13 protein-coding genes are annotated in these 12,642 nt (G+C 66.4%); 8 read left to right on the forward strand and 5 right to left on the reverse strand.

Features of this window, described 5'->3' with window-relative positions:
• Nucleotides 1–2 precede the first annotated feature (2 nt).
• The 3 genes from ACJH6H_RS14100 to ACJH6H_RS14110 all read right to left on the reverse strand — a co-directional run bounded on the left by ACJH6H_RS14100 (nt 3) and on the right by ACJH6H_RS14110 (nt 3,038).
• Nucleotides 3–779 (reverse strand): hypothetical protein, encoded by a 777-nt coding sequence (locus ACJH6H_RS14100; protein WP_406775091.1) that lies wholly within the window; start codon nt 777–779, stop codon nt 3–5.
• Between the two features lie 7 nt (nt 780–786).
• Entirely contained in the window at nt 787–1,107 is a 321-nt protein-coding gene (locus ACJH6H_RS14105; protein WP_406775092.1) for a DUF732 domain-containing protein, read from the reverse strand.
• Nucleotides 1,108–1,244: 137 nt separating this feature from the next.
• Nucleotides 1,245–3,038: a helix-turn-helix domain-containing protein gene (locus tag ACJH6H_RS14110; RefSeq protein WP_406775093.1), complete on the reverse strand. Its 1,794-nt coding sequence runs from the start codon at nt 3,036–3,038 to the stop codon at nt 1,245–1,247.
• 106 nt (nt 3,039–3,144) lie between these two features.
• Between ACJH6H_RS14110 and ACJH6H_RS14115 the strand changes: the two genes are divergently transcribed.
• The 6 genes from ACJH6H_RS14115 to ACJH6H_RS14140 are packed head-to-tail and all read left to right on the forward strand — an operon-like array spanning nt 3,145 to nt 9,727.
• Nucleotides 3,145–4,635 carry an aldehyde dehydrogenase gene (locus ACJH6H_RS14115; RefSeq protein ID WP_212806761.1) on the forward strand — a complete coding sequence of 497 codons (1,491 nt, stop codon included), beginning with the start codon at nt 3,145–3,147 and terminating at the stop codon, nt 4,633–4,635.
• Nucleotides 4,636–4,665: 30 nt separating this feature from the next.
• Complete coding sequence (locus ACJH6H_RS14120; protein WP_212806762.1) at nt 4,666–6,021, forward strand: MFS transporter; 1,356 nt, start codon at nt 4,666–4,668, stop codon at nt 6,019–6,021.
• On the forward strand, nt 6,018–7,208 hold the full coding sequence (locus ACJH6H_RS14125; protein WP_212806763.1) for an FAD binding domain-containing protein: 1,191 nt from the start codon (nt 6,018–6,020) through the stop codon (nt 7,206–7,208). Before ACJH6H_RS14120 ends, ACJH6H_RS14125 begins: the two co-directional genes overlap by 4 nt.
• A 28-nt stretch (nt 7,209–7,236) precedes the next feature.
• The gene (locus ACJH6H_RS14130; RefSeq protein WP_212806764.1) at nt 7,237–7,674 is read left to right on the forward strand and encodes a hypothetical protein; all 438 of its coding nucleotides are present in this window, start codon (nt 7,237–7,239) and stop codon (nt 7,672–7,674) included.
• Nucleotides 7,671–8,639: an amidohydrolase family protein gene (locus tag ACJH6H_RS14135; protein WP_406775094.1), complete on the forward strand. Its 969-nt coding sequence runs from the start codon at nt 7,671–7,673 to the stop codon at nt 8,637–8,639. The genes ACJH6H_RS14130 and ACJH6H_RS14135 overlap by 4 nt, the downstream gene beginning before the upstream one ends.
• On the forward strand, nt 8,639–9,727 hold the full coding sequence (locus ACJH6H_RS14140; protein ID WP_346414518.1) for an NADH:flavin oxidoreductase/NADH oxidase: 1,089 nt from the start codon (nt 8,639–8,641) through the stop codon (nt 9,725–9,727). The genes ACJH6H_RS14135 and ACJH6H_RS14140 overlap by 1 nt, the downstream gene beginning before the upstream one ends.
• Before the next feature lie 120 nt (nt 9,728–9,847).
• Here ACJH6H_RS14140 and ACJH6H_RS14145 read toward each other — a convergent pair whose 3' ends face one another.
• Nucleotides 9,848–10,309, reverse strand: a complete 462-nt coding sequence (locus ACJH6H_RS14145) for a nuclear transport factor 2 family protein (RefSeq protein WP_212806767.1) — start codon at nt 10,307–10,309, stop codon at nt 9,848–9,850.
• A gap of 94 nt (nt 10,310–10,403) precedes the next feature.
• Between ACJH6H_RS14145 and ACJH6H_RS14150 the strand changes: the two genes are divergently transcribed.
• The gene (locus ACJH6H_RS14150) at nt 10,404–10,964 is read left to right on the forward strand and encodes a TetR/AcrR family transcriptional regulator (protein WP_406775095.1); all 561 of its coding nucleotides are present in this window, start codon (nt 10,404–10,406) and stop codon (nt 10,962–10,964) included.
• Between the two features lie 21 nt (nt 10,965–10,985).
• Here ACJH6H_RS14150 and ACJH6H_RS14155 read toward each other — a convergent pair whose 3' ends face one another.
• A complete protein-coding gene (locus ACJH6H_RS14155; RefSeq protein WP_212806769.1) occupies nt 10,986–11,402 on the reverse strand; it encodes a DUF5313 domain-containing protein in 417 nt (138 codons plus the stop codon).
• Between the two features lie 219 nt (nt 11,403–11,621).
• Between ACJH6H_RS14155 and ACJH6H_RS14160 the strand changes: the two genes are divergently transcribed.
• Nucleotides 11,622–12,110: a MarR family transcriptional regulator gene (locus tag ACJH6H_RS14160; protein WP_346414520.1), complete on the forward strand. Its 489-nt coding sequence runs from the start codon at nt 11,622–11,624 to the stop codon at nt 12,108–12,110.
• The last annotated feature ends 532 nt before the right edge of the window (nt 12,111–12,642 follow it).

Raw genomic sequence — 12,642 nt, forward strand, 5'->3', positions numbered from 1 at the left:
CGTCACTCGACAAGCTTGCTCAAGCAGTACACCCGCTTCGGGGACGTGAAGACCATCGCCTTCGCCGCAGTGGCGCAGGCCGATTCATCGGTGCTGTCATCGACGCGCTGGGCCACCTTGAACACCCCCGTGTGCGAGTTGGCGATCGCCGGAGCCTGTGCGCATTCGATGTTCCTGACGCTCTTGCCGGTGAGATCCAGCGCGTAGCAGTCACCCTCATGCAGGTTCAGGGCGAAGCACAGGCTCGCAGCCTTGGGATCGTCCTGATTGCTGGTGGCGTAGAAGTACGGGCCCTCCGACGGCGCCTTGCCGTCCGGGCACAGTCCCTTCGAGGTCTCGCCCGCCAATTCGTAGACGGCGTCGGAGGATTCGCAGCTGGTCGAGGTGAAATCGAACTTCTCGTAGTCCGAGGTCGTGACGCACTGCCCCGATTTGAGGTGGGAACCGAAGACCGTCGTGGTCTGTAGTCCCTTGCGGGCCATGTTGCCGATGCCGCCGAGTACGACCAGCACCACCACCGCGCCCACGATCCACATCCACGGCTTGATGCCTGACTTGCGCGGCGGCGGCGCATATCCAGGGAACGGGTTCGGGGCACCGTAGTTGGCCTGCGGCTGGCCGGCCCAGGGTTGCGGATTCGGCGGCGGCCAACCCGGCTGGGGTTGCCACGCCTGCTGCCCCGGCGCGGGCGGGATCGGTTGGCCCGGTGGGTTTCCCGGCGGTCCGTGCGGCGTCGGCGTCGGGTCCCATGGGCCTTGCTGCGGTGGCGGTTGCGTCATGGGCTGGTCAGTTCGGGGCCGACGTGCACAAGATGCCGTGCGCAGCTTTCGCCAGCGCGCCGGTGGGACCCGCGTCGGCGCCGTACTGCCCGGCCAGCGCGCCGACGACGTCGGGCCGCGACTGGCCACTGAACGCCATCTGACACGCCTGCAGACCGGCCTGCATGATCGCGTCGTCATCGCCCGGGAAGCCCGCGTTGCGGGCCTGGTTGATGAACCGCTGCTGTTCCGGCGTGAACGGCATCGGCCACGCCGACGCAGGTCCAGCGGCGGCGACGGACAACGCGGAGACTGCGGCAACCACGCCGGCAGTCAGACGGATCTTCATCGACATCTCTCCCCCAAAGTGTCTGGACCCGCGGGGTCGCGGGACCTCAACACGACTCAGCCTAATCGCCCCAGACCGGTTCACGAGACCGATCTTCTGAGGGGCGTCCTCGCACCCGCCTGCGCAGTCACGATCTATCAGCCGAGGCCTTGTTCCGCAATGTCATACACGATGAGCGCGGATGAGAACTGCACGCTGGCGGTTGGATCGGCCAGGTCCACTGCACACAGCGACTCGATGCGCCGTAAGCGCTGGGCAACCGTATTGGGATGAATCAACAGTTTTTCTGCGGTCGCGGTGCGGTCCAGTTTGCAGGCGAAGTGGGTTCGCAGCGTGGCAACGAGGTCGGTGCGGTGTTTGGCGTCGTAGTCGACGATCGGCGCCAGCGTCCGGTTGGCGAAAGCTGTCAGCTTGGCCGGGTCATTGAGCTGCAGGAGCAATCCGACGATGCCGAGATCGTCAAGGCTCACAACGGAATCGGTGCGACCCGAACGCACGGAGATCTCGAGCGCACTCCTGGCGATCCGGTAGGCGTCGCCGTAATCGGATCCGTAAACGGGCGACACCGCGACTGTCGCGGAAATGTTCGGCGCGATCCTGGACAACTCCCGCTGAATGATGACACCCGGGGACTCGTCGCCCTCACGTGGCCAGAGAGCGACCAGCGTTCCGCCATGCATCGCCACCAGCGGACGCGGCTGACGCCCCGATGCCAGCTCGGTGACAGCGGAGAGCGCACGTTGCCACGCCCGGCGGGTGGCCGACTCGCTGGGGCCGGCGAGGGTGGCGACGACGGCGACGTGGGCGACGGACAGATCGTGGCCCGAGCGTCGCGCACGTTCCCGAATCTGGTCCGACGGCTGACCGCTGCCGGTCAGCACATCGGTCAGCAGTTCGCCACGCACCCGTCGTTCGACCTCGGCGGCGGTCTGCATCCGCAGCAACTCCACCGAGATGACGATGGAGGCGTGCTCTACCGCCCGAATCTGTAGGGGGTCAAGTGAATCGGGGACTCCGGGGAACCAGATGCGGGCTGCGACCTCGCTGCCCAGACGCACCCGTGCGACGAGCCAGCCAGTCGAAGCACCCTGATCGTCGACGGCCTCGCCGACCGTCGACGAGTCTGCTGCGGACTCGGCATCCGTCGTCGCGGTCCGGACTGCGACGGCCGGGTAATCGATGCCGTCGGCTGAGCGCGCGAGCTCGATCTGGCGGGCGTCGTCGATGAGCACGGGCCGGCCGATCAGGTCGCTCAACGCCGCGGCAATCCCGCTGACGCCTCCCGAGCGCAAGGTCACTGCGAGCAACCGTTCGTGGATCTGTTCCGAACGCGCGAGCGCATCGCGTTGCTCCCGTAGCGATTTGGTCAGAGTGCGCAATTCATCGAGCCGGCGCGCCGAAGTCACCGCGATGGCGGCATGGTTGGCGAGCAAGGTCAGCCGCTCGATCTCGTAGCGGGTGAAGGTGTGCACCGAGGCGTAGTAGCCGTTGAGTGTTCCCAGCACCTCGGTGCCGGCAATGAGCGGTACGGCGACGATCGCCCGATAGCCCTGCTCTTGTGCCACACCGGCCCAGAGGGCGAATCGGGGTTCAATCCGCACGTCGCGGATAGCCACCGGTTCTCCACTGTGGAAAGCGCGACTCGACGGCGAGGTGCTGTCCAGCCGGATGGGGCGGTCGGAGTTCACCCGTCCGACGTACTCATCCGACAATCCGCTCCAGCCCCGCACGAGCAGTTGCTCGCCGGTGTCGTCGGGGATGAGCACGCCGCAGAAGTCGAAGCCCAGCAGCGTCCGCGCGGTGTCGGCGACCAGGCAGAGCACCTCGGCCAGATCGGTCTCAGCACCGGCAAGGGCACTGAGGGTGCGCAACGCTGCCAGCCACGTGACCAGTTCCGCCCCCGGCCGTTCGCGGCCCGTCGACGTCGTCATCCGATCAGTGTGCATCACGAGGAGATGTAGCCACACACATATTCAGCCGAATAATATGTCTTGCACGACATTGAACGCAGTTGGCGTTGTGATGAGACTCATTGGCATGACCCAAGTCTCACCGGCCCCCACCGTGGTCACGGATGCGCCCCTCACCCCTGTCCGCCACATCCTCAGCCCCGCCACCGGCGCAGTGATCGCCACCGTCCCGGAGCAGGGGGCGCGTGAGGTCGATGCCGCGGTGGCCAAGGCCCGCGCGGCGTTCGAGGACGGGCCGTGGCCGACCATGGTCCGGAGCGAGCGCGCCAAGCTGCTGCTGCGCATCGCCGACGTCATCGAATCCGCCGCCGAGAAGCTCTACACCCTCGAGGCCCAGAACAACGGGCGGCCGATCACCGAAACCCGGGCCCAGCTGTCTCGCGTGCCGGAATGGTTCCGGTACAACGCCGGGCTGCTGGCCGCGCAACGCCAAGCCGTGCTGCCGGGCGACGGGCCCTACCTCACCTATCAGCAGCGGCTACCGCTCGGCGTGTGCGGCATCATCACGCCGTTCAACCATCCGATGCTCATTCTGGCGCGGAGCCTGTCGGCCGCCCTCGCCAATGGAAACACCGTGGTGGTCAAGCCATCTGAGCTGACACCGCTGACGACGCTGGCCCTCGCCGAGATCGTCACCGACGCCGGGCTACCCGACGGCGTGCTCAATGTGATCACGGGCGCGCGCGAGGCGGGCGAGCGTCTCACCGGCCATCCCGACATCGCCAAGATCACTCTCACCGGCGGCACCGAGGCCGGGCGATCAGCAGCCGTCGCGACGGCGTCACGCTTCGCGCGAATCACCGCCGAGCTGGGCGGCAAGACGCCGGTGCTGCTGTTCGACGACGTCGACCCGCAGATCGCCGCCGAGGGTGCAGCCTTCAGCGCGTTCGTCGCGGCCGGCCAGTCGTGTGTCGCAGGGTCGCGATTCCTGGTGCAACGGGGCATCTACGACGAGTTCGTCGCCGCCCTCACTGCGCGCGCCCGGGCCATTCGCGTCGGAGACCCCGCCCTGCCGGACACCCAGATGGGACCGCTCATCAGCGACCGGCAGCGCGACAAGGTCACGGCGCTGATCCGGACCGGCCTCGACCAGGGCGCGACCCTCGCCGCCGGTGGCCAAATACCCTCCCTGCCAAGCCCTTTCGACGGCGGCTTCTACCTCGAACCCACCGTGTTGTCCGACGCCACCATGGACATGACGGTCGCCCGGGAAGAAATCTTCGGGCCGGTCGCCGTGGTCATCCCGTTCGACGGCGAGCACGACGGCGTGCAGATGGCCAACGACAACCCGTACGGCCTCGGTGCCGGAGTGTGGACCACCGATGTGAGCCGCGCCCACCGCGTGGCGGCGCGCATCAACGCGGGCATGGTCTGGGTCAACGACCACCACCGCCTGGAACCGTCCCTCCCCTGGGGCGGCATCAAGGAATCCGGTTCCGGAAAAGACGCCGGCACAGAGTCGTTCGACGACTTCTCCTGGGTCAAGACGATCGTGGTGCGCACCGCTGCCGAGCCCGTCGACTGGTACGGCGGGCAGCCCCAGCGCCGCCTCAACTGACCCACTTCCGACGGCCCGAAAGGCACACCCATGTCCGCAGCACGCTGGCATCACGACATCACCCGAACGCAATGGCTGGTCCTGGCGGGCACCACGCTGGGCTGGGGCCTGGATGGCTTCGCCGGTAGCCTCTATGTCCTCGTCCTCGGCCCCGCCATGAACGAGCTGCTCCCGAACAGCGGCATCGATACCGATGCCGCGGCCATCGGGTTCTACGGCGGCCTGACCGTCGCGCTCTTCCTCATCGGATGGGCGACCGGCGGAATACTTTTCGGCATACTCGCCGACTATTTCGGCCGTACCCGGGTGTTGTCGGCGGGCATCCTCACCTACGCGGCGTTCAGCGCGCTCGCCTTCTTCGCCGACACGTGGTGGCAGCTGGGCGTCCTGCGATTCATCGCAGGCCTCGGATCAGGTGTCGAGGCACCGGTGGGTGCCGCTCTGATCGCCGAGACCTGGCGCAACCGATTCCGGGCCCGCGCCGGCGGCGTGATGATGGCCGGATACGCCGGTGGCTTCTTCATGGCGGCCGCCGCCTATGCACTGCTGGGTGACCACGGCTGGCGCGCCATGATGCTGCTCGCCGGCATCCCGGCCCTGGTGGTGTGGTTCATCCGCCGCTACGTACCCGAGCCACCCGAGATCGGCGCCCACTTGCAAGCACGTCGGGAGCGGAAAGCACTGGGCCACAATCACGTCCACGATCGATTCGTGCTGCGACGCCTGTTCAGCCCGCCACTACTGCACCCCATGCTGGTCTGCACCGCACTGGCCACCGGAGCGCTGATCGCGTTCTGGAGCGTGTCGACGTGGTACCCGCAGATCATCCGGCAGGCGACCAAGGCCGAAGGCCTCCCTTCCGGCGTGGCCGATCACCGGGTCGCGGTGGCCGCGATGCTGTTCAACGCCGGCGGCATAATCGGCTACGCCGCATGGGGTTTCGTCGCCGACGCGATCGGACGCCGGAACGCCTTCGCGATCAGCTTCACGGTCTCGGCCGCCACCATCGCGTGGACGTTTCCGTTCGACCGCAGTCACACCGAGCTGCTCATCGCGATGCCGCTGCTGGGCTTCGGCTTGTTCGGCGCCCTGTCGGGCACCTTCATCTATGGTCCGGAACTCTTCCCGCCCAGTGTGCGTGCCACCGCGCTGGCCGTGTGCAACAGCGTCGGCCGTTACGTCACCGCGCTCGGGCCTCTCACGGCCGGGGTGATCGCCTCGTCGTGGTTCGACGGCAACCTCGGCGTCGCCACCGCCTCGGTGTCGGCGGTAGGCCTGATCGCCGTCATCGGCCTGGCCTTCGCCCGCGAAACCCGCGGGGAACCCATGCCCGTCGACCACCCCACCACCCACACCACCCGGCTCAGCGAAAAGAGCGCATCATGACCGAATACTCCACTGCTTCGGCGATCGTCGTCGGCGGATCCATCGGTGGCCTCACCACCGCACTGTTGCTGCGCGACTTGGGATTCCATGTCGACGTCTTCGAACGCACCCCCACTCCCCTCGACGGTCGCGGCAGCGGCATCGTCCTGCAGCCGGACACCGTGCGCTGGTTCACCGAACGCAGCCGGCAGCACATGGCCGATCTGCACACCGCCACCTCCTACGTGCAATACCTCGACCCCAATGGCGCCACCGTGCACCGGGAGCCCGCCCGCTGGACCTACACCTCGTGGGGCACCTTTTACCGGGCACTGCTCGCCGACTTCGGTACCGAGCACTACCACTACGGCGAATTCGCCTGTGGTTTCAGTCAGGACGAACACACCGCCACGGTGCGGTTCGTCAGCGGCAAGACTGCCAATGCCGACCTCGTCGTCTTCGCCGACGGCATCACCTCACCGGCTCGCGAGCATTTCGATCCCGGTGCCGCACTCACCTACTCCGGCTACGTGGGCTGGCGCGGAACCGTCCCCCTGTCCGAGCTGACAGCCTCCACTCGTGAGGTACTCGGCGACGCCATCACCTACACCGTGATCCCGAATTCGCACATCACGATGTACCCGATTCCGGGTGAACAGAGCCTCGACGAGGCCGACCGGTTGATGAACTACGTCTGGTACCGCAATGTGCCGGCGGGCCCAGAACTCAGCGAATTGCTCATCGACAAAAGAGGATTCAGCGGATCGGTATCGGTCCACCCAGGCCAGGTGCAGGACCGCTTCGTCGACGAACTGCGCACGGCGGCAGCGGCGCAACTCGCACCCGCAGTGGCCGAAGTGGTCGTCAAGACGCCGCAGCCCTACCTGCAGGTGCTGTCGGACGTGCGGTCCTCGCGGATGGCTCTGGGCCGGGCGGCGTTGATCGGCGATGCCGCGTGCGCCTCGCGGCCACATGCGGCCGCCGGAACCGCCAAGGCCGCCGCCGACGCCTGGGCGCTGGCCGATGCGCTGTCCACCTCGGCCGGAGACATCGTGGCAGCCCTGGCCAAATGGGAACCGGCGCAGCTACAGCTGAGCGACAGCCTGCTGCGCCGCGTGGTGGACATGGGCGAACGCTCGCAGTTCCGCAACAGCTGGACACCTGGAGACCCAGACCTGCGATTCGGCCTCTACGGCCCCGGACGCTAAAGCTCTTCACGACGAAAGGAATTCGAAAATGACCGACAACAACTATCTGACCGACCTACCGCTCGCCGGTGAGCTGGTGGCCACCGACTTCGAGAGCTGGCCGGGCTGGCTCAAGACCGAGTTCGCCGAGCACGCCTTCGACGGAAACGTCGGATCCCGCTTGCTGAGCGAGGACTCTCGGGTCCGGGTGTGGGAGATCCGGTTGGCGCCAGGTGAGCGCTGGCACGCCCACCGGCATGTGCTGGACTACTTCTGGACGGCGATCAACGCAGGCAGCAGCCGCCAGCACACCCATGACGGCACCGTCCGCGAAGTCTCCTATCAAGCCGGCGAGACCCGCCACTTCCATTTCGGGCCAGGCGAATTCCTGCTGCACGACATCGAGAACATCGGCGAAACCGAGCTGATTTTCACCACCGTCGAGCATCTCGACAGCGCCAACGACGCGTTGGAGATCGCGCGATGAGACCGCACATCGCCGACGGCGTCATCGACGTTCACGCCCATTGGTTGCCCCGTGCACTGTTCGCACTGCCGCCCGGCGCCCCGTACGGCCCGATGAATGACCGCGACGGCCAGCTGCATCTCGGTGACCTCCCGCTGTCGATCGCCACCGATGCCATGAGCGACGCGACCGCGATCACCGCCGACATGGACCGCGCCGGCGTCGCGCTACGCGTACTTTCCGCGCCTCCGTTCGCTTTTCCGCTCACCGCGGCCGGCGCCGAGTACGCCGGCGCATTCAACACCGCGCTGGCCGATGTCGTCGGAACATCCGACGGACGGCTCCTGGGGCTGGGCATCGTCGCCCTGGGCGAACCCGGAGACATCACCTCGCAGTTGACCGCGCTGCGTGACGCCGCAGGCATCGTCGGCGTCGCAATACCGCCGGTGGTCGACGGCGACTCACTGAATCGGGGCGCATTGCGGCACATCGTCTCCGAGGCCGCTCGTCTCGATCTCGCAGTGCTGGTGCATCCCATGCAGATCGGCCGGCCGGAGTGGAGCGACTACTATCTGGCCAACCTCATCGGCAACCCCGTCGAAACCGCCACTGCGGTCGCGAATCTCGTGCTGAGCGGTCTGAAGGACGAACTGCCCGAGTTACGCATTTGCTTCCTGCACGGCGGCGGCTGCGCACCCGGTCTGCTCGGCAGGTGGGACCACGGCTGGCGGGCCCGTGCCGATGTCCGCGCCGCAGGCAGCCGATTGCCGTCCGACGTCGTCGCCGATCTGTATTTCGACACCGTCACCCATGACGCCCCGCAACTCGAACTGCTCGGCAAGATCGCCGGCAAGGACAAGGTGGTCTGCGGCAGCGACTATCCCTTCGACATGGCCGAATCGGACCCGGTACGGTTCGCGGTCAAGTACGGGCCCGACGAGGACGCACTGACCCGAGCGGCCCGAAACTTCCTGGGAGTGAACTGATGTCGACACTCTTTACACCGCTCACCCTCCGAAGTGTCACCTTCGCGCACCGGGCCTGGATGTCGCCGATGATGCAGTTCTCCGGCGTCGCCGACGGACCGGAAGCCGGCACCCCGACCGACTGGCATTTACAGCATTTCGGTGCGCGAGTGGTCGGTGGCGTCGCCCTGGCGATGGTCGAGGCGACGTCTGTGGACCCCGTCGGCCGCAGCAGCGTCTATGACCTCGGATTGTGGGATGACCGCCAGATTCCGGCATTTCGGCGGTTGACGCACTTCATCACCGAGCAGGGTTCGGTGCCGGGCATCCAGATCGTGCATGGCGGCCGCAAGGCAGCCACCGGGCGGCCCTGGCCGGACCCCAGCCGGACTCCCGAATCCTGGACGACGCTGGGCCCCAGCGCCATTGCGTTCGGACATCGTCCCGTTCCCGCCGTACTGGACGTCGACGAGATCGAGCGAATCGTGGCGAGCTTCGCCGATTCCGCCCGGCGAGCCGCCGCAGCCGGCTTCCAGGTCCTCGAAATCCATGGCGCCCACGGCTATCTCATTCACCAGTTCCTGTCCCCGCAGTCCAACACGCGCACCGATGCGTACGGCGGATCGCTCGACAACCGGATGCGATTCGCGCTGCAGGTCGCCGAAGCGGTTCGCGCCGCGTGGCCGCAGCATCTGCCCCTGTTTTTCCGGGTTTCCGCCACCGACTGGCTTGCCGGGGACACCGACGACCCGCGACCGGGCTGGACCGTCGCGGACACCGTCGCCCTCGCCGTCGGTTTGAAGAAGGCCGGGGTCGACCTCGTCGACGTATCCAGCGGCGGCGCGATTCCCGATGCCCGCATCCCGGTGGCCCCCGGTTATCAGGTGCCCTTCGCGAAAAGGGTTCGCGCCGAGGCGGATATCCCCACTGCGACGGTCGGACTGATCACCGAAGCCGAGCAAGCCGAAGCGGTCGTCTCCGGCGGCGAGGCCGACGCCGTCTTCGTCGCCCGTGCCCTGCTGCGCAATCCCAACTGGGTCCGCGACGCCGCGCAACACCTCGGGGTGACGCTGCCGCACCCGCCTCAATACTCACGGGGATTCGCGTGAGTTCCCGCGGCGGGCAGGTTCACCTGCCCGCCCTGCCGGCCAATGTGGCCCAGGTGCTGGCATGGGGCGTTTCTCTTGCCTCGGCGTGCGGTGAGCCGGCGGACGGCGCTGGCCCGGCACCTACTGAAGCGGAATCTCGACGCCGCGGTCACGCTCCGGACGCGGGCCGAAGATGCGCCGATCCCCCTCGTTGATTCGCACGTCGTTGATGCTCGCCTCGCGGCGTTCCATCAAGCCGTCCGCGTCGAACTGCCAGAGCTCATTGCCGTAGCTGCGCCACCACTGGCCCGCGGCATCGTGCCACTCGTACTGAAACTTGACGGCGATGCGGTTCTCGGAGAACGCCCACAGTGTCTTGCGCAGGGCGTAGTCGTGCTCGCGCTGCCACTTGGCGGTCAGGAACGGCACGATCTCTTCGCGACCGGTGACGAACGTGTCCCGATTACGCCAGACCGAGTCGGGCGTGTACGCCAGGGCGACACGCTGCGGGTCGCGCGTGTTCCAGGCGTCCTCGGCGGCCTGCACTTTCTGGAGTGCGGTCTCTTTCGTGAACGGCGGGACGGGCGGACGTTGTTCGGACATGACTCTCTCTTTTCTCTCATTGAGAACGTGCGTTCTCTACGCGATTCGACTAGCGTAGGGAACGAGCGTTCTCAACGTCAAGGAGGAAATTCGGATGCCCGCGCCGATCAGCGACGAACAGAAGTCCCGCGACCGCGAGGCGCTGCTGGACGCCGCGGAGACCCTCTTCTACGAGCGCGGCATCCAAGCCGTCGGCATGGACGACATTCGCGAGGCGGCGGGGATCGCACTGAAGCGCATCTACGGGCTCTTCGCAACCAAGGAAGAACTCATCGTCGCCGTGCTGCAACGCCGCGACCGCCGCTGGCGCGGCCGCCTCACCGACTACGTGGAACAGCGTGCAGATCCACGAGAGCGAGTCCTGGCCGTCTTCGACTGGCTGGGACAGTGGTTCGCCGAGCCGGGCTTCCGGGGCTGCGCCTGGATCAACGCCTACGGCGAGCTCGGCGCCACCTCGCCGGCAGTCGTGGCCGAAGTACGCGCCCACAAGCAGGCATTCCACGAGCAGATTGCGGGCTGGGTCGCCGCCGTCACCGAGGCACCGCCGGAACCCTTGTGCCTGTTGGCCGAAGGCGCGATCGTGACCGCCGCCATCACCGGCGATACCGAGGCAGCGCAGCGCGCCCGGGAAGCAAGCGAATCCCTCCTGGGATGACGTCGGCCGCCGGGCCGCCCGTCAGAACGGTCGGCTGTTCGCCTGCCATTTGGCGGATTCCGGTCGCGGACCGAAACGCTCGACGTAGCGGTCGTGCATCTGCGACTGCTTCTGCCGCAGGACTTCGTCGATCAGGTTCGGGTCGAGGCCGTGCTGAGTCAGACGGTAGCGACGCCACACCTTGTTGAGCACGAACGCCATCACGAGGGCCCAGAAGTAGATCGGCAGCGTCATTTCGGAGTGCACGTACACCGATGCCGGCAGCAGCCACAACGGCGCCAGCACGAAGATCGGCGGGATGGCGTACCGGATCATGTGCCGGCGTACGGCGCCGTCGTCGGTCAGGTCCTGCCGAACCCATTCCCGCAGGTGGTCCGGTAAGCGCCGCCCGTAGGCGTAGGTGATGCGCTGCCAGAACGTCGGACTGTCGGCGACCATGACGACTCCTTTGCCTGATGAGGTCGACGAGCACCATGCTCTTCGTACCCTAATAGTTAGGACACTATCATTTAGCTTGCTATTCCACAGGGGTGAGACAACTCACGTACGCCGACGGCGAGAGACACTCGCCCGGCCGGATCACGCGCCACCGAGAACCCCGTGCCGGGCACTACGACACAAACTGTTAGGGCCCTAATTGGTAATAAGCTGGGCAACATGTCCGCTGTCTCGGAAGACGTCGACCCTCTGGCCCTCGAACGGCAGGTCTGCTTCGCGCTGGCCATCACCAACCGTGCGGTCCTCGCGATCTACCGGCCACTGCTCGAACCGCTCGGGCTGACGCATCCGCAATACCTGGTGCTATTGGCGTTGTGGGACAACGCAAAAGCCAAGCAGGAGCCGTTGACCGTCAAGCAGATCGCCGCACTGCTGCAGATGGATTCGGCCACCGTGTCCCCGATGCTCAAGCGCCTCGAGACGCTCGAGCTCATCCGCCGCACCCGCAGCGCGACCGACGAGCGCACCACCCACATCACGCTGACACCGAAAGGCGTCGCGCTACGTCGCCGCGCGCTGAAGATTCCGCCGGCGGTGGTCGAACAACTGGGCGTCGGCCTCGACGAGCTGGAACGCCTGCACGAAGTACTGACCCGAATCAATGCCGCCGCCGTTGCCGCCGGCACACTCACGGCGAAATCCGGGTAGCGGCTGGCAACGCCGGCGGGCGCCGGTTCGAAGGTTGTCGCGACGATGCACCGAAAGCCAGATACCAGTGGCGACGGCCATTGGTGAATGACATCGATCGTGGCGGATTCACTTCAGAAATTTGACGTGGCCGAGGTAATGCAGCGTTTGCCTACCAGGGCGTCGTTTCGCAATAATGCGGACAATCGCGAGCGGTGCCGGCGATCGATTACGACTTTCACCACACCCCGCCCGATTCCGGAAACCGGCCCCTAACACGCAGTTCACGCAACTATCGGATGACCCGTCCGTGTCGCCCGCCCGATTCAAGATCAAATTCGCGGCTTGCGCCGGAACCCCGCTGAAAATGGTGTGAATATTGTTGGTGAAGCAATAATTGAGATTGCTGTTGTGTACCTGGCGCAGTATCGACCGGCAGAATTTGATGCGCTCGGGCACGAACACGGACTGTTTTGTGGCTCTTCATGATTGACGGTGTAGTTGGGGTCTGAATCCGCCGGTTTCGAGTAGGGATCGGGCGATGTAGTGGGTG

Origin of the sequence: Mycobacterium sp. SMC-21 (genome assembly GCF_045310825.1) — a bacterium.
In the GTDB taxonomy this organism is placed as follows: Bacteria; Actinomycetota; Actinomycetes; order Mycobacteriales; family Mycobacteriaceae; genus Mycobacterium.